This is a genomic window from Geobacillus sp. Y412MC52 (assembly GCF_000174795.2).
Classification (GTDB): Bacteria; Bacillota; Bacilli; order Bacillales; family Anoxybacillaceae; genus Geobacillus; species Geobacillus thermoleovorans.
On record NC_014915.1, the window covers coordinates 1,447,632 to 1,463,878 of the forward strand.

The following is a 16,247-nucleotide window of genomic DNA, read 5'->3' on the forward strand; positions in this document are numbered from 1 at the left end:
GGAGGGATGCGCATGCATGGGTTGCAGGCGAAAGAGTTGACGCTATCCTATGGCGAGGCGATCGTTATTGACCGGTTGCATTTGACGATTCCGAAAGGAAAAATCACGGTGTTCATCGGCGCGAACGGCTGCGGCAAGTCGACGTTGCTGCGCGCCTTGGCCCGGCTGCTAAAACCAACAAGCGGCGCTGTGCTGCTGGATGGAAAAGAAATCGCCAAACAGCCGACAAAAGAAATCGCCCGCCGGCTCGCCATTTTGCCGCAGTCGCCTATGGCTCCGGAAGGACTGACCGTTTTGCAACTTGTGAAGCAAGGGCGCTACCCGTATCAAACGTGGTTCAAGCAATGGAGTGACGAAGATGAGCGGGCGGTTGTGCGGGCCCTAGAGGCAACTGGACTCGCCGAATTCGCCGAGCGGCCGGTCGATTCGCTTTCCGGCGGACAGCGCCAACGCGCATGGATCGCCATGACATTAGCGCAAGAAACAGACATCATTTTGCTTGACGAGCCGACGACGTATTTGGATCTCGCGCATCAAATTGACATTTTAGATTTATTGTTTGAGCTGAATGAAAAAGAACGGCGGACGATCGTCATGGTGCTTCACGATTTGAATTTAGCGTGCCGTTACGCCAATCATCTCGTCGCCATTCGCGATAAAACGGTGTATGCCGAAGGAAAGCCGGAAGACGTCATTTCCCGCCAGCTCGTGAAAGATGTGTTCCAAATGGATTGCCAAATCACGTACGATCCGATCTTTGGCACCCCGCTTTGCATTCCGTATGGGAAAGGACGGCGAATTTTACAGAAAGAAGGCGTATCGTGATGAGACTGCGTGAAGACGAAATGAAAACGTTGGAAACGTACCGTTTTTCAAGCGGGGCGGCTGATGTCTCGTCGTCGATGTTGTTTGCTTGGCTGCTTCATGACGACGGGCAGCTCGCGAAGTATGTCGCGCACGTCCGCACCGAGATGGGAGCGGCAAATGACGCCGTTGCGGCGTCGATGCTTGTCAAGCGCTTAAGCTTTTTGGCGCCGATGACGCTATACGCCATGTCGGTATGGAACAAGCGGCTTGTGCTCGATCCTGGGCGAATTTGGCTTGACACGGACGGCGAAGGGGAGATGTGGATGCCGCGGTTTCGCTTTGAGCCGCCGGAAGCGGAGGCGTGCGGCATTGAGCGCAGCCGCTGGCGCGAGCAAGTCGTTCGCGACGTGTTCGCCGGCTTGTTCGCTCCGCTCATCGCTCGGTTGCGGCGTCTGACGCGCATATCGCCGCTCGTCTTATGGGAAAATGTCGCGATTTACGTGTATTGGGTATATGAACGTTGGCTCGAGGATGAGTCGCTTGCCCCGGTCGCCGACCGGCTGCGCGATGATTTCCGCTTCCTTATTCATGAAGCAGACGGCCGGTTGTTTGGACAAAAAGACAACCCACTTCGCCGCTTTTTTAAAGGAGCAAGCGGCATGCAGCGGACGACGTGCTGCCTGTACGTGAAAACAAATGGGGGAACGTGCTGTCAAACGTGTCCCATTCGCGCCCGCCAACGGCAAACCGGGTGACCGGAAGGCCGCCGGTGGGCAGTTCCATATTTTTGACAAAATGTTTGCGAAATTTGTTGATTTTTGCCGTGATTTTCGTGAAAATGGAAGTGTGGACATCGCTTATTTTGGTGAAACGGCGAGGTAGCAATTGCATGGACAAATATACGGCCTTTTTCCATCACTTCACAGAAGCAGTGGTCATCTTGAATTTGCAAGGCGTGATCATTTACAACAATCCGGCTTTTGCCGGCTTGGCGCTGAGTGAAGAAGAACAGAGGACGCTGTCCGTCGAAGGACGGGCGTTGGTTGAACGGGTGAAACAGCGCCCGGCCGCCTTTCGCTGGGAGTTGCTTGACGGCTTATTGGTTGCGGGCGTGTCGCCGATCATCGGTGAAAACGGACAGACGGCCGCCGTCCTATGCGTTCTTCGCCGCCAAGCGGAGGAGAGCGGCCTGCAAGCGCGGCTTGCCGAAGCGGAACGGCGTCTGCAGCTGATTGTTGAGCATTCGAACGATTACGTGTTGATTTTTTCTCCTAATCGTGAATTGTCATACATTCCGCCGTCATGGAAGCGAAAAACAAACAAGCGTCTTCCAGTGTCATACGAAGAGGTGCTGACGTTTGTCCACCCTGATGACGCCCCGGTCGTGGCACAAAAATTGGCTGAGCTGTACGATACATACGAGACGCAATCCGCCGAATTTCGCAAGCAAGGCGAGAAAGGCGAATGGGTTTGGATGGAGGCGCAAGGGAAGGCGATCATCGATGAAGCGGGGACGCTCGATTGCGTCATTGTGACCGTGAAAAACATCAGCGAGCGGAAACGGTACGAAGAAAAGCTCCGTCAGCTTGCCTACTTCGATTCGCTTACGGGCATCGCCAACCGCAGCTATTTCGAGCGGCATATTCATGAGCTGATCGCGAGTCAGACGCCGTTTGCTCTTTGTTATTTGGATTTTGACAAATTCAAATGGATCAACGATCATTTTTCCCATCAAGCCGGCGATTATTTTTTGCGCGAGGCGGTCAAGCGCGTCGAGCGGGCGTTGCGTCCCGGCGACTTTTTTGCCCGCATCGGCGGTGATGAGTTTGTTCTCTTGCTGCCGAACATAACGAAAACAGAGATGACCGCCTTGGCGGAGCGGCTTGTCAGTTCGTTTCACGAGCCGTTTTATTACGAAAAACAGCTCATCCAATCGACCTTATCGATCGGCATCGCTTTTTTCCCGAAAGACAGCGATCGGATCGAGCAAGTGATGAAATACGCTGATCAAGCGTTGTACGAAGTGAAAGAGCGGGGGCGGAACGGCTATGCCTTTTACCGCCCGACCGAGCATCGGCAGGCGGTGATCGAGCAAGATTTGCCGTTTGCCATTATGCGCGGGCAGTTGTATTTATGCTATCAGCCGAAAGTGCAGCTCGCGAAAGGAAAGGCGATGGGGGTTGAGGCTCTGTTGCGCTGGCGTCATCCGTCGCTTGGCGACATTCCGCCGCTCGATTTCATTCCGTTGGCGGAGGAAAGCGGGTTTATTTTTGAAATTACATTATGGGTGTTGGAACAGGCGTGCCGCCAAGTGAAAGAGTGGGAAAAAAAATTTCCGGGCCTCAAGCTTGCCGTCAATTTGTCGCCGTTTTTGCTCAATCGTCCGGAGCTCATCGAGCATGTGAAGCGCATTTTGCGCGAGACGGGGCTTGCGCCTAACCGGCTCATTTTGGAAGTGACGGAGAGCGGATTGATGGAAAACATTGAGACCGGCAGGCACATTTTAACCGAACTGCAGCGACTTGGCGTACAGGCGGCGATCGATGACTTTGGAACCGGTTTTTCATCATTGGCTTACATCCGCAATTTGCCGGTGTCGCTGTTGAAAATCGACCGCAGTTTTATTCAAGGCATTGCGGAAAACTCGAAAGATGCCACGATTGTCGATACGATCATTCATTTAGCAAAAAGCCTGGATATTGAAGTGTTGGCTGAAGGGGTCGAGACCGAGTCGCAAGTTATGCTTCTTTCGCAAATGCATTGCGACTATGCGCAAGGGTTTTACTTCAGCCGCTCGCTCGAAGCGAAAAAGTTGCAGCAATGGCTTGAGGAGTACAACCGCACGGCTTGCAATGGGCCTTCGTCATAAGTCGGTCATTTCCACTCATGAGTTTCCTCGGCTTGCCGCAAACTACACTTGATGACTAGGCAAGAGGAGGAAAAACCATGGAATTTGCGCCAAGAAGCGTTGTGATCGAGGAGTTCATCGACACGCTCGAGCCGATGATGGAAGCCTATGGACTCGACCAAGTCGGCATTTTTGAAGAGCATGGTGAAGGCAATCGCTATTATGTCGGCTATACGATCAACAAAGACGATGAGATGATCACCATTCACATGCCGTTTGTAAAAAACGAACGCGGTGAACTGGCGCTTGAGAAGCAGGAATGGACCGTTCGAAAAGACGGTCGGGAGAAAAAAGGCTTTCATTCGCTGCAAGAGGCGATGGAGGAAGTGATTCATTCATGATAAGCGGCCGGGCTCGGCCGCTTTTTCGCCATCGAAAGGGAGAGGAGCATGATTGCGGAACTTCACATAGCAGACGACGAAACGGCCGTTAAGGTGCTGCACCTACAGCGGCGCGCGTATACGATCGAGGCGCAGATCATCGGCAGCAAGGCGCTCCCGCCGCTTCACGATACGATCGCTTCTCTGCAACGATGCGGCGAGCGCTTTTTCGGCTATTTTCAAGGGGAACGACTCGTTGGGGCGATCGCTTGCAAGCGGAATGGGAAGACGCTTCGCCTTTGCCGGCTGATGGTCGATCCGGATTGTTTCCGCCAAGGGATCGCCAGCGCGTTGCTCGACTTTGTCATCAAGCAAGAACCGTCGATAAGCGAGATCGTCGTGACGACCGGAAGCGGCAACGCGCCGGCCATTCGCTTTTACGAACGCCATGGGTTTCGTGCCATCGAGCGCATCGAAACGCCGGAAAGAATCGAGTTAACGAAACTCGTGAAACGAAGCGGATGACACGCGGGTACGAGTTTCCGGTTGTGTATGATGCCGATTTTGGCCATACAGATCCAATGGCAGTGTTGCCAAAAGGCATTCAAGCAGAGATGAAAACGGACAAAAGCGGATCTGTTGCGTTTCGCTTGCCTGAGCGGGCGGTTGAATGAGAGGTAGATTAATAGAGAGGAGACATGAGGGAAGACATGGCGACAACCTTGTATTTGACCAGACATGGGGAAACGAAGTGGAACGTCGAAAGGCGGATGCAAGGCTGGCAAGACTCGCCGCTCACGGAAAAAGGGCGGCAAGACGCCATGCGGCTTGGAAAGCGGCTTGAAGCGGTGGAATTGGCCGCGATTTACACAAGCACAAGCGGCCGGGCGCTTGAGACGGCGGAGATTGTCCGCGGCGGGCGGCTCATTCCGATCTATCAAGACGAGCGGCTGCGCGAGATTTATCTTGGCGATTGGGAAGGAAAGACGCATGACGAGATTCGGCAAATGGATCCGATCGCGTTCGACCATTTTTGGAACGCGCCCCATCTGTACGCTCCAAAGCGTGGCGAGCGGTTTTGTGACGTGCAGCAGCGGGCGCTTGAAGCGGTGCAGCGCATCGTTGAGCGGCACGAGGGAGAAACGGTGTTAATCGTCACTCACGGCGTCGTGCTGAAAACGCTTGTGGCGGCGTTCAAAGACACGCCGCTTGACCACCTGTGGTCGCCGCCGTATATGTACGGCACGAGTGTGACGATCGTGGAGGCAGATGGGGATGGTTTTCGCGTTGTCGTCGAAGGGGACGCATCCCATGTGGAGGAAGTAAAAGAAGTATAGATGGCGGCTTCATTTAGACAAAAAACAGCCCCGTTTCCCTTGATCGGGAAGCGGTGCTGCGCCGTTTATACGAGCCCGAGCCATCTCGCCAGCTGTGCGGTCGTAAAGGTGACCGCAATGGCAATCGCTGTCGGCAAGGCAAAGGCGACGAACGTCCATTTCGCGCTTTTCGTTTCTTTGTAAATGTTGACGAGTGTCGTGCCGCATGGGTAGTGAAGCAGGGAAAACAGCATCATATTGAGGGCGGTGAGCCACGTCCAGCCGTGGTCAAGCAAAATTTGTTTTAGAGAATGCAGGCCATCGACTTCAGTGAGCGCCCCCGCGGATAAATAGCCCATCAGCAAAATCGGCACGACAATTTCATTGGCTGGCAAGCCTAAAATGAACGCCATCAAAATGTAGCCATCCAATCCCAATGCTTTGGCAAATGGGTCAAGCCAGTCGGCTAAATACGCCAGCACGGTCGTATCTCCCACGTGAACGTTGCCGAGCACCCATGTCAGAATGCCGGCCGGCGCCGCAACCGTTACCGCCCGTTTCAGCACATAGAGTGATTTGTCGAGGGTGGCCCGGATGATCGTCTCCATGATTTTCGGGCGTCGGTACGGCGGCAGCTCCAGAGTGTAATGGGTCGGAATGCCGCGCAAGGCCGTCTTGGATAAGACCCATGAAACGGTCAACGTGACGACGATGCCAAACAACACCATGGCGACGACCACACCCGCTGTCACGAACGTTTTCCATCCGCCTGTATAGCCGGCTGCCATAAATAAGGAGGAAAGCAGGATCAGCGTTGGCCAACGTCCATTGCAGGGGACGAAGTTGTTGGTCAAAATGGCCAGCATTCGTTCGCGCGGTGATTCGATAATGCGCGTCGACATGATGGCCGCCGCGTTGCAGCCGAAGCCCATGGCCATCGTCAGTGATTGTTTGCCATGCGCCCCCGCTTTTTTAAACAAGCGATCCATGTTAAAGGCGACACGCGGCAAGTAGCCATAATTTTCGAGCAAAGCGAATACGGGAAAGAAAATCGCCATCGGCGGCAGCATCACGCTGACGACCCAAGCCGTGCCGCGGTATAGGCCAAGTACAATGAGGCCGTGCAACCAGTCGGGGGCGTGAATCGCTTGAAAGGCCATGGTGAGATACGTTTCGATCGTTCCGAACAAGCGGGCGAGCGAATCGGAAAATACGTTGGCGCCGGCGATCGTCATGTAAAGGACAGCGGCGAGAAGCGCCAGCATAATGGGAAATCCCCACCGCTTCGACGTGACGATCCGGTCAATTTGTTCCGTTCGATCACGTTTTGCGACCGCTGTATGCGTGACACATTCTTGAGAAAGCGCAGCTGACGTTTGGAAAATGGCAGAAACGATCTGTTCACGCGTGTCAGCCGGTGCTAATGACTTGGCTTCTTTCATTAGCTGGTCAAACTGATTTGACAGATCCGCAGCAGGCATACGCGTTCCCCTCCTTGATCAATGGTTGCGGCGGTTGTTTCAGCGCTTGAAGCAGCGATGTATCGCCGTCAAGGAGACGAAGAGCGATCCAGCGAGCAGGATACGTGTCTCCCATCACGTCTTTCACGAGTGGAAGAAGTTTGGCAATGCCTCGTTCGATTTCCGGGCTGTACCGGATGGAAAGCGGGTTGGTGTTGATGCGGCCATGCGCCATGGCATCCACTGTATCAAGCAGTGCATCGATTCCTTCCCGGTTGCGGGCCGAGATCGGCACGACCGGCACGCCGAGTTTGGCGGCTAATTTTTTTGTATTGATATGAATGCCTTTCTTTTTCGCTTCATCCATCAAATTGATAGCGATAATGACGCGGTCGGTCATTTCCAATACTTGAAGCGCTAGATTCAAGTTGCGTTCTAATGCCGTAGCGTCGACCACAACGATCGTAACGTCAGGACGTTGAAACAGGAGAAAATCCCGCGCCACCTCTTCATCGGCTGAATTGGAATAGAGCGAATACGTTCCCGGCAAGTCGACGATCCGGTACAATGTGCCGCGGTGGCGGCATTCTCCTTCGGCATGAGTGACCGTTTTCCCGGGCCAGTTGCCGGTATGTTGGCGCAGGCCCGTTAAGACGTTGAACAACGTGCTTTTGCCGGTGTTCGGATTTCCCATTAAGGCAATCGTATACGTCATATCAGTCATGGTGGATCTTCTCCCCGTAAATATAGTCACTTTCTTCTTTCCTTAATGCGATCGTCGTTCCACAAACGCGATAGGCGGTCGGGTCGCCAAGCGGGCTTCTTTGTCCAACCTTCACTTCCCCGCCGGGTACAAATCCCAAATCAAGCAACCGTCTTTTTAACATAGGATCAGGAACATTAACCTTTTCGATGCGAAATCGATCGCCCGGTTTCATATCGGAGAGGCGGCAACGTTTTCCTTGTGCCATAAAAGTTTCCCTCCGGTTAATATTTTTTACTAAAGACATTTTTTTTGCTTAGACCAATTTTTGAATTTATCATATTCCAGTTGCCTCGCTGTTGTCAACAAATTTGTTTCATCTTTTTCTGACAGAGTTGTCGAACCAACAACTATTCAAAACAGTAGGAAATCATGTTATCATATGAATAGTCTGAACAAATTATCGGCAGAAAGGCGGTGACGGCGTCCATTGACGCACGACGAAATGAAAGCGATTACGGAAGGGACGATTCTTTGGCAGCCGACGGAGGAACAAATCAAGAGCTCCAACCTTCATCGATATATGGATTGGTTGAGAGAACATAAAGGGCTCTCCTTCTCTTCATACCGCGAGCTGTGGACATGGTCGGTCGACGAGCTTGAGTCATTTTGGGAAACGGTTTGGGAATATTGTGGTGTTCAGGCGGCAACGCCGTATGAGTGTGTGCTGCGGGAGCGGAAGATGCCAGGGGCGGAGTGGTTTCCAGGCGCTGCGCTCAACTATGCGAAACATATTTTCCGGCATGCGCGCGCCGACCGCCCGGCCATCATTTTCCGCTCGGAACGCGTGCCGTACCGGGAAGTGTCATGGCAGGAGCTCGGCGAAAAAACGGCGGCGATCGCCAAAGCATTGCGAGCGATGGGAGTGAAGCGCGGCGACCGCGTCGTCGCTTATATGCCGAATATCCCCGAGACGGTGATGGCGTTTTTGGCGTGCGCCTCGATCGGCGCCATTTGGTCAAGTTGCTCGCCGGATTTTGGCGCTGGCAGCGTCATTGACCGGTTCGCGCAAATCGAGCCGACTGTCTTGTTTGCCGTCGACGGCTGCCAATACAACGGCAAAGAATTTGACAAAATGCCGGTCGTATCCGAATTGCGCGCCAAATTGCCGTCATTGAAAAAGACGGTGCTGCTTCCGTATTGGCGCGGGCAGATGGAAGCACCGGATGAGGGCGTCGTGCTGTGGGATGATGTCGTGGCGGACAAGGCGGAGCTCGTCTATGAAGACGTTCCGTTTGACCATCCGCTTTGGATTTTGTATTCTTCGGGAACGACCGGTTTGCCGAAGCCGATCGTCCAGGGGCATGGCGGCATTTTGCTTGAACATTTGAAAGCATTGACGATTTCAGAAAACTTGACGAAAGACAGCACGTTTTTCTGGTTTACGACGACTGGATGGATGATGTGGAACTTTTTGATCGGCGGACTGCTGGCCGGGTCGACCATCGTGCTCTATGACGGCAGCCCGACGTATCCAGATGGCAACGTCTTATGGGATTTGGCCGAAAAGGCGGGCATCACCCATTTTGGCACAAGCGCGGCGTTTATCAACATCTGCATGAAGCTCGGCCTGAAGCCAAAAGAGCAATATGACTTGTCAAAGCTCGAGGCCGTGCTCTCGACCGGTTCGCCGCTGACGGTCGAAGGGTTCGCATGGGTGTATGAAAACGTCAAGGACGATATTTGTCTAGCGTCATGCAGCGGGGGAACGGATGTGTGCACCGCGTTTGTCGTCGGCTCCCCCATTTTGCCGGTGCGCGCCGGCGTCCTCTCGTGCCGCGCGTTGGGCGCGGATGTGCAGGCATTTGACGAAAACGGTCGGCCGCTTGTCAATGAAGTCGGCGAACTTGTCATCACAAAACCAATGCCGTCGATGCCGCTCTTTTTCTGGAACGATCCAGACGGCGAACGGTATCGGAACAGCTATTTTGACACGTACCCGGGCGTCTGGAAGCACGGCGACTGGATTAAAATTGACGAACAAGGGGGATGCGTCATTTACGGACGCTCCGACTCGACGATCAACCGCGCCGGCGTCCGCATGGGCACGAGCGAAATTTACCGTGCGGTCGAAGCGGTCGACGGGGTGTTCGAAAGCCTCATTGTCGATTTGGAAATGATGGGCAAGCAATCGTTTATGCCGCTGTTTGTCGTCCTCAAGCCGGGCGCAGTGCTCGATGACGAGCTGAAAGAACGCATCCGCCAATCGATTCGGCAACACGTCTCGCCGCGCTTTGTTCCAGATGAAATTTACGAGGTGAAGCAAATTCCGAAAACGCTAAACGGAAAGAAAATGGAGATTCCGATCCGGAAACTGCTCTTAGGCTTCCCGCTCGAAAAGGCAGTCAACCCGGGCTCAATGGCCAATCCAGAGGCGCTCGACTTTTTCCTCGAGCTGGCGAAGACGCTGGCGGCGAAGACGCAGATAAGCTGAAGTCCTTTTCTTGAAACGTGCGAAAGGTTGTTATTAAGTGACGACGCTTAATAACAACCTTTCTATGTCTAAGACACTCCTTGGCTCATAAGAGAAGCCATTGATGTTGCCGGAAGACTTTCTTGAGAGGACGCAAAAATGTAATGCATCAATATTTCTAGGAGGAGGCAAGCACCATGGACGAAAACAAGCGGCAAAAACTGATGAAAAAAATTGAAAATCATTTGCGGACAACAGCGCGGAAACTGGTGAAGTTTAATACGGAAGGGGAAGCGCTGCAATACTTGGTGAACTCATTTCGTGAGGAACTAGAGTGCGACTTGATTGCGATTGTGCTAAAGGAAGGAGACCATGTTGTTCCGACGTTATATCAAGGAGATTTTCAGCGCGGAATCCCCCATCCCCCGATCGCAATGGCCAATTGTTTGCCGCGGCTGTTTGAAGGAAGCACAACATTTCAAGAGGTGGAAGAGGACAGCCCGTGTTTGCTGATCGAATTGTTGAGGAAAAACGGTATTAAAACGTGGTTCAGCGTTCCCATTAAGGATCAAGAAAGCGAATATGGCATTTGCATGATCGGATTTCGCCGTTATGTTTCTTTGCTGGCTGAGGCGAGGCAGTTGTTTGACGATTTTGGAGAAGATGTTGCCCTTGCTGTTACAGTCGCCAGGCAAAAAGAAACCCAACGGCGAAAAATGGTCGGCCTTCAGTGGCTGGCGCAGCATGTTTCATTGGATACGCCGCTTGAGCAGTTTGTCGAAAAAATCGTTGAACGGGCGGGCAAGGGGACGAATGCGGGCGGCGCCTGTATGTATTTATACAGAGAAGAGGACAACAGCTTCGTTGTTCATCCCCCTTTATACGGCAAAGTAGCGAGTCCGAAACAAGTGATGATGAAAAATAACTATCGGGTCAGCGATTATTTCCCCTTCTTGGAGAGACCAGGCGGAGACGAGTTAACGGTGCCGCTGGTCGTCAACTTCAAAACGATCGGCGTCTTGCACGTCGAACGGAAAAACGAAGGGACATTTACAAAAGAAGATGTCGAGATCTTGGACATGCTGGCGAACTACGTGGCCGTGATGCTGGAAAATGTCCGGCTGTACCAACAGGAGCGGGATCATACCAACCGCTTGCGTTTCCTGCTTCAATACCAACAAAAATTGATGAAAGAAACGATTCGACATGAAGATTTTCACGGTATTACAAAAACAGTAAGCCACATGTTTGATAAAGCGGTCATCGTGTTTGACCGTTTTATGAGGCCAATTGCACATGAACGAAGTGGGCTGAGCGGGCAACAGCTACAGCAAATTGCGAAGCAGGTATTCAATCAAGTGCTAGGGAAAAGCCGTATGGGCGGACATATTCAGCTCGAAGGATTATCAGATTTGTCGATTGTGGTTTGGCCGATTCATAATGGTGGAGATGCGGTTGGCTATTTAGCCATTGAGACATCGCCAAACGAAATGGACGATTTTTTTCTTCTTGGTGTTGAGTTGGCCCGCAATATTTTTTCGATTCAATTTATGAAACAAAAACTCGTGTTTGAGACAAAAGAACAGCTGAAAGACAGTTTTTTGCATAAGTTGCTGGCCGCAGAAATCGAAGATGAAGAGAGCATCATTCAGTACGCCAATGTATTTCAATGGAACATTTTCGAAGAGCATCGGCTTGCTGTGTTGCACTTGCAGATGGATGAATCGAACGGGACGGTTGATTTAGTCAAACAAAATGCGGAGAAGACGGTGCTCTGGAACCGGCTAAAAGTGCGAATTGCCGCCGAGGACTCCAGCTTGTTGTACGGAGCTGTTGAAGACCAATATATTTTGATCGCCCCAGCGGCAAGAGAAAGAAAGAAGCCGGAGAAATATTGGAGCGAATGGCATCAGCGGATAAGCCGATGGATCAACGAAGAGAAGACGTCGTACCGTGTCTTTTTAGGGATCGGTGGAAAGGCCTCGTCGATTGGAGATTATTATGTTTCCTACCGGCAGGCGATGCAGGCGATGCAAGTGATGATCCGCAATTTTCCCGGAAAAAGCGTGGCGTTTTTTGATGAACTCGGGGCGTATACGGTATTGCACCATTTAAAAGAATTAGAGGCCGCGAAACTTTTTGTCGACAAATACCTTGGTCCGTTGCTCCGGCATTCCGTGGGGCGGAATGCCGACTGGCTGCAAACAGTTCGCGTTTTCCTTGATTGCAACGGCCATTTAACGGAAACTGCTGAAAGGCTGTACATTCACCGCAGCACCCTTCAATATCGTTTGGAAAAGATTGAAGAAATGCTCGGTTTTTCTTTGCAGGGTGCAGAGCAACGGTTCAACTTGATGATGGCGTTGAAATTATACGACTTATACGGTCTGCCTTCCGCCAAAATGTCGAAAAGATAAGCGTGTTTTCCTGCATCATGCAGGTATTTTTTTATTTTCACCTTTTTTATAATCAATAGCAAAGATAATATAGAAAATTCTAAAAAAACAGAGGAGGACTTGACAAATGACATCAACGATCGGAGTCGTAGGAGCAGGCACGATGGGAAGCGGCATTGCCAACTTGGCCGCTTTATCGGGATTTGATGTCATATTAGTAGACATCGACGAACGCATGCTACAAAAAGCACGTTCGCGGATGGAAGCATTTATGGATAAAAGCGTGGCGAAAGGGAAATTAACCGCCGAGCAAAAACATGAGGTGCTAGAACGGGTGAAAGGATCGACAAGCTTACAGGAAATGAGGCAGGCGGATGTCATTATTGAGGCTGTCATCGAAAACATGGAGGTGAAAAAAGAAGTTTTTTCTCAATTGGACAACATTGCACCAGAATACGCCATCCTAGCGACGAACACGTCATCAATGTCCATCACAGAAATCGCTTCTGCCACCAACCGTCCAAGCCAAGTTGTCGGCATGCATTTCTTCAATCCCCCGCAGCTGATGAAACTCGTCGAAGTCGTACGCGGATACAAAACGAGCGATGAAACGGTCGAACAGGCGAAAGAGCTTGCCCGAAAGCTGAACAAAGAACCGGTTGAGGTGAAGAAAGATTCCCCAGGATTCATCGTCAACCGCATTATGATTCCGCAGTTCATCGAAGCGATTCGCCTCGTCGAGGAGGGAGTGGCTTCGATGGAAGACATTGATAAAGCGGTGACGCTCGGCTTGAACTACCCGATGGGGCCGTTTACGCTGCAAGATTTTGCCGGGGTCGATATCGGCCTTCATGTCATGGATTATTTTTATCAAGAGTTTAAGGATGACCGATTTGCAGCGCCTTTATTGCTGAGACAGCTTGTCCGGGCAGGAAGGCTCGGCCGAAAAACGGGAGCCGGGTTTTACGATTACGATGATGTCCGATAAGGGTGGAGCGGCGATGCTCGCCATACGTCACCCTAGGCTGCCAAAAATTCTAGGAGGAGGAATGAACCGTGAACTATGAATTTTTGCAATGTGAAATCGAAAACCGAGTGGCGGTTGTATCCATTCACCGCCCTCCGCTCAATCCGTTGAATACAAAAGTATTTCAAGAGCTATCTGCTTTGATTGATGAGCTCGAAGCCCACCAACAAGTAGGGGCCGTGGTCATCACCGGAGCGGGGGAAAAAGCGTTTGTAGCCGGGGCCGATATTCGTGAAATGATGGACTTGGATTTGGCCGGCATGATGGAAATGAACAAAATTTCACGAATCGCGTTTTTAAAAATTGAAAACGCCTCCAAACCGGTAATCGCGGCGGTGAACGGACTGGCGCTTGGCGGGGGCTGCGAGTTGGCGCTCGCATGCGATTTGCGCATTTGCTCAGAGAACGCCAAGTTTGCCTTCCCAGAGGTCAACCTCGGCATCATCCCGGGTGGCGGCGGGACGCAGCGGCTGCCGCGCATCGTCGGTCAAGGAGTGGCGAAAGAATTGCTTTATTTCGGCGAAATGATCGATGCCAAGCGGGCGCTTGCCATCCATTTAGTGAACAAAGTCGTTCCGGCCGATCAATTGTTGCCAACCGCAAAAGAATGGGCCGAAAAATTGGCGCAAAAACCGACCATGGCCCTGCGCATGTTGAAAGAAGCGGTCAACACAGGAGCCAATGTGGATTTGCAGTCAGGGTTGATGGTGGAAACCGCTTGCTTTGGAAACGCCTTTGCGACCGAAGATCGAAAAGAAGGCATGCGGGCGTTTGCTGAAAAACGGAAGCCGGTGTTTAGTGGAAAATAGATATGGTCAGTAACGGAGAACAGGGTTATTAAGCAAGTTCTGACCCGGATAGATGTTTACTGCCTTTGGGGAACGAATCGGTCTTGACTAGCATCCCAAAGCGGTGGATGACAACAGCAAAAACGTAAATATATTAGGGAGGGAACCCATGTGAAACAAATTCATCCGGCTGATGTGATTGACAATAGCCCAGTCCGTTCATTCCATATTTGGCTTATGATTTGGCTGTTTCTAGTGATTACGCTTGATGGGTATGATGTTGTCATTTATGGCGCTTCGGTTCCTTTATTGATTCAAGAGTGGGGGATTTCAGATGTCACAGCTGGTGCCATCGGTAGCTATACAGTCATTGGAACAGCTATTGGAGCGGTATTGTTTGGCATGCTGGCCGATCGAATGGGACGCAAAAAAATTATCTTGTTGACTACATTTTTATTTGGCTTTTTTACCTTCCTTGCCGGTTTCGCTCCAAATCCAATTTTATTTACCATCTCTCGGGTCATTGCTGGGATTGGTCTTGGCGGCGTTATGCCTAATGTCATCGCACTAGCGACAGAAATGTTTCCCAAACGAGTTCGTACAGCCATTGTTGCTTCGATTTTTTGTGGTTATTCAGTTGGGGCTATTGCCGCTGCATTGACGAGCCGGGCGCTTTTGCCGACGGTTGGGTGGGAGTCCATCTATTGGATCGGAGGTGTTCCGGTATTATTCCTTCCATTTTTAATGAAAGGTGTTCCCGAGTCGGTTGGTTTTCTTCTAGAAAAGGGAAGGGAAGAGGAAGCACAAAAAGTTCTTGCTTTGATTGATCCTCATATTAGTCATGATGATGTGGTTGAACTAGTCAAGCCTGAAAGAAAGACTCAAGTTTCTTTACCTATCGTGAAATTATTCACAGAGAATCGGGCGTTTAGCACCGTGATGTTTTGGCTATCTTGCTTCAGTGCGTTTGTTCTTATTTACTCAATGAACACATGGCTTCCCCGACTGATGATGAAAGCAGGCTATGATTTGAGCTCCAGCCTTGCATTTACCGCCGTGATGCAAATTGGGGCGATCATTGGTACTGTAGTCTTCGGTCCGTTAGTGAATAAATGGGGATTTAAGAGGGTGCTTGTCCCTTTGTTCTTCTGTGGAGCGGTCGCTTTATCGCTGATTGGTTTTATGAGCAGTACAATCGTTGCTTTTGCACTGATTGCCATTATTGGAGCCGCCTCAGTAGGTGTCCAAAACATTGCCAATGCATTTGTTTCACAATACTATCCGGAAGTGATGCGGTCCACTGCTTTAGGGAGCACGATGGCGTTCGGCAGAATCGGTGGCATTGTTGCACCGACGTTTGTTGGGGTTTTGCTGTCCTTTAACTTGCCGCCTCAATATAATTTTGCTGCTATTGCAAGCGCTGCGGTATTAGGGGGCCTTGCCGTGTTGCTCGTGCAAGAAAAGTATGCAATCTATCGCAACGAGCAAGCGAAGACAGGGAATGGGCAAGTGACTGTTTCATGAACAGAATTGCTTTGTAGAGACGGAGAAGGTCAATTTCATAGAAAGAAGGGAACAACCATCCGACTTGAACATATATTTACTGTTTACATTGAGGTTGGAAAACCGATTGAAATAGGAGATGTCGGATATGGACACCGAAGAGTGATCCCAATTCTCGGTGGAAGTTTTGAGGGACCTTTGATGCGGGGAAAGGTGTCGCCTGGAGGGGCGGACTATCAATTGATTCGGAGAGATGGGGTAGCAGAGCTGCTCGCCCATTATGTGATCGAGACGGATGACGGGGTGCCTATTTATGTTGTCAATAAAGGATACCGACATGGGCCGAAAGAAATCATCGATAAAATATTCCGCGGCGAAGATGTGCCGCGGGACTCTTATTATTTTAAAACGACCCCTATTTTTGAAGTGCAAAGCGGACGATATGATTTTTTGAATAAAATGGTGTTTGTTGGGGAAGGAATTCGAAAGCCAACGGAAGTGGAAATCACGTTTTATCAAGCCGGTTAACTTTGGGGAAACGGAGGG

16 protein-coding genes are annotated in these 16,247 nt (G+C 51.1%); 13 read left to right on the forward strand and 3 right to left on the reverse strand.

From position 1 onward, the window contains the following. Positions 1 to 12: 12 nt before the first annotated feature. The 7 genes from GYMC52_RS07155 (at position 13) to GYMC52_RS07185 (ending at position 5,372) form a co-directional block, all read left to right on the forward strand. Entirely contained in the window at positions 13 to 825 is an 813-nt protein-coding gene (locus GYMC52_RS07155; RefSeq protein WP_013523563.1) for an ABC transporter ATP-binding protein, read from the forward strand. Next, on the forward strand, positions 825 to 1,562 hold the full coding sequence (locus GYMC52_RS07160) for an IucA/IucC family C-terminal-domain containing protein (protein ID WP_013145571.1): 738 nt from the start codon (positions 825 to 827) through the stop codon (positions 1,560 to 1,562). Before GYMC52_RS07155 ends, GYMC52_RS07160 begins: the two co-directional genes overlap by 1 nt. Before the next feature lie 134 nt (positions 1,563 to 1,696). Beyond that, complete coding sequence (locus GYMC52_RS07165; RefSeq protein WP_013523564.1) at positions 1,697 to 3,676, forward strand: putative bifunctional diguanylate cyclase/phosphodiesterase; 1,980 nt, start codon at positions 1,697 to 1,699, stop codon at positions 3,674 to 3,676. A gap of 77 nt (positions 3,677 to 3,753) precedes the next feature. Beyond that, on the forward strand, positions 3,754 to 4,056 hold the full coding sequence (locus GYMC52_RS07170) for a DUF5634 family protein (protein WP_013145569.1): 303 nt from the start codon (positions 3,754 to 3,756) through the stop codon (positions 4,054 to 4,056). Positions 4,057 to 4,104: 48 nt separating this feature from the next. Beyond that, complete coding sequence (locus GYMC52_RS07175) at positions 4,105 to 4,560, forward strand: GNAT family N-acetyltransferase (protein ID WP_013145568.1); 456 nt, start codon at positions 4,105 to 4,107, stop codon at positions 4,558 to 4,560. Further along, positions 4,557 to 4,709 carry a peptidase U61 gene (locus GYMC52_RS07180; protein WP_013145567.1) on the forward strand — a complete coding sequence of 51 codons (153 nt, stop codon included), beginning with the start codon at positions 4,557 to 4,559 and terminating at the stop codon, positions 4,707 to 4,709. Before GYMC52_RS07175 ends, GYMC52_RS07180 begins: the two co-directional genes overlap by 4 nt. A 36-nt stretch (positions 4,710 to 4,745) precedes the next feature. Next, complete coding sequence (locus tag GYMC52_RS07185; RefSeq protein WP_013523565.1) at positions 4,746 to 5,372, forward strand: histidine phosphatase family protein; 627 nt, start codon at positions 4,746 to 4,748, stop codon at positions 5,370 to 5,372. A gap of 65 nt (positions 5,373 to 5,437) precedes the next feature. Here the strand turns inward: GYMC52_RS07185 and GYMC52_RS07190 are convergent, their stop codons facing one another. From GYMC52_RS07190 to GYMC52_RS07200, 3 genes are read right to left on the reverse strand one after another with little or no spacing between them, the layout of a single operon-like run. Next, a complete protein-coding gene (locus GYMC52_RS07190) occupies positions 5,438 to 6,832 on the reverse strand; it encodes a nucleoside recognition domain-containing protein (protein ID WP_013523566.1) in 1,395 nt (464 codons plus the stop codon). Continuing rightward, entirely contained in the window at positions 6,801 to 7,535 is a 735-nt protein-coding gene (locus GYMC52_RS07195) for a FeoB small GTPase domain-containing protein (RefSeq protein WP_013523567.1), read from the reverse strand. The genes GYMC52_RS07190 and GYMC52_RS07195 overlap by 32 nt, the downstream gene beginning before the upstream one ends. Then, positions 7,528 to 7,782: a FeoA family protein gene (locus tag GYMC52_RS07200; protein ID WP_013523568.1), complete on the reverse strand. Its 255-nt coding sequence runs from the start codon at positions 7,780 to 7,782 to the stop codon at positions 7,528 to 7,530. Before GYMC52_RS07200 ends, GYMC52_RS07195 begins: the two co-directional genes overlap by 8 nt. Before the next feature lie 237 nt (positions 7,783 to 8,019). Here GYMC52_RS07200 and GYMC52_RS07205 point away from each other — a divergent pair, with 237 nt between their 5' ends. The 6 genes from GYMC52_RS07205 to GYMC52_RS07230 all read left to right on the forward strand — a co-directional run bounded on the left by GYMC52_RS07205 (position 8,020) and on the right by GYMC52_RS07230 (position 16,229). After that, positions 8,020 to 10,008 (forward strand): acetoacetate--CoA ligase, encoded by a 1,989-nt coding sequence (locus GYMC52_RS07205; protein WP_041469583.1) that lies wholly within the window; start codon positions 8,020 to 8,022, stop codon positions 10,006 to 10,008. Positions 10,009 to 10,184: 176 nt separating this feature from the next. After that, positions 10,185 to 12,404, forward strand: coding sequence for a helix-turn-helix domain-containing protein (locus tag GYMC52_RS07210; RefSeq protein WP_013523570.1), 2,220 nt, complete (start codon positions 10,185 to 10,187; stop codon positions 12,402 to 12,404). A 106-nt stretch (positions 12,405 to 12,510) separates the two neighbouring features. Beyond that, on the forward strand, positions 12,511 to 13,371 hold the full coding sequence (locus GYMC52_RS07215; protein WP_013145560.1) for a 3-hydroxyacyl-CoA dehydrogenase family protein: 861 nt from the start codon (positions 12,511 to 12,513) through the stop codon (positions 13,369 to 13,371). Positions 13,372 to 13,439: 68 nt separating this feature from the next. Next, positions 13,440 to 14,219, forward strand: a complete 780-nt coding sequence (locus GYMC52_RS07220) for an enoyl-CoA hydratase/isomerase family protein (RefSeq protein ID WP_013523571.1) — start codon at positions 13,440 to 13,442, stop codon at positions 14,217 to 14,219. Positions 14,220 to 14,369: 150 nt separating this feature from the next. Continuing rightward, positions 14,370 to 15,722 (forward strand): MFS transporter, encoded by a 1,353-nt coding sequence (locus GYMC52_RS07225; protein WP_013523572.1) that lies wholly within the window; start codon positions 14,370 to 14,372, stop codon positions 15,720 to 15,722. A 6-nt stretch (positions 15,723 to 15,728) separates the two neighbouring features. Next, entirely contained in the window at positions 15,729 to 16,229 is a 501-nt protein-coding gene (locus GYMC52_RS07230) for a DUF3237 domain-containing protein (RefSeq protein WP_013523573.1), read from the forward strand. Positions 16,230 to 16,247: the final 18 nt, after the last annotated feature.

Bases quoted from the DNA above. Each gene is read 5' to 3' on its own strand.
- GYMC52_RS07155 (WP_013523563.1), top strand. From the start codon at position 13: ATGCATGGGTTGCAGGCGAAAGAGTTGACGCTATCCTATGGCGAGGCG.
- GYMC52_RS07160 (WP_013145571.1), top strand. From the start codon at position 825: ATGAGACTGCGTGAAGACGAAATGAAAACGTTGGAAACGTACCGTTTT.
- GYMC52_RS07165 (WP_013523564.1), top strand. From the start codon at position 1,697: ATGGACAAATATACGGCCTTTTTCCATCACTTCACAGAAGCAGTGGTC.
- GYMC52_RS07170 (WP_013145569.1), top strand. From the start codon at position 3,754: ATGGAATTTGCGCCAAGAAGCGTTGTGATCGAGGAGTTCATCGACACG.
- GYMC52_RS07175 (WP_013145568.1), top strand. From the start codon at position 4,105: ATGATTGCGGAACTTCACATAGCAGACGACGAAACGGCCGTTAAGGTG.
- GYMC52_RS07180 (WP_013145567.1), top strand. From the start codon at position 4,557: ATGACACGCGGGTACGAGTTTCCGGTTGTGTATGATGCCGATTTTGGC.
- GYMC52_RS07185 (WP_013523565.1), top strand. From the start codon at position 4,746: ATGGCGACAACCTTGTATTTGACCAGACATGGGGAAACGAAGTGGAAC.
- GYMC52_RS07190 (WP_013523566.1), bottom strand. From the start codon at position 6,832: ATGCCTGCTGCGGATCTGTCAAATCAGTTTGACCAGCTAATGAAAGAA.
- GYMC52_RS07195 (WP_013523567.1), bottom strand. From the start codon at position 7,535: ATGACTGATATGACGTATACGATTGCCTTAATGGGAAATCCGAACACC.
- GYMC52_RS07200 (WP_013523568.1), bottom strand. From the start codon at position 7,782: ATGGCACAAGGAAAACGTTGCCGCCTCTCCGATATGAAACCGGGCGAT.
- GYMC52_RS07205 (WP_041469583.1), top strand. From the start codon at position 8,020: ATGAAAGCGATTACGGAAGGGACGATTCTTTGGCAGCCGACGGAGGAA.
- GYMC52_RS07210 (WP_013523570.1), top strand. From the start codon at position 10,185: ATGGACGAAAACAAGCGGCAAAAACTGATGAAAAAAATTGAAAATCAT.
- GYMC52_RS07215 (WP_013145560.1), top strand. From the start codon at position 12,511: ATGACATCAACGATCGGAGTCGTAGGAGCAGGCACGATGGGAAGCGGC.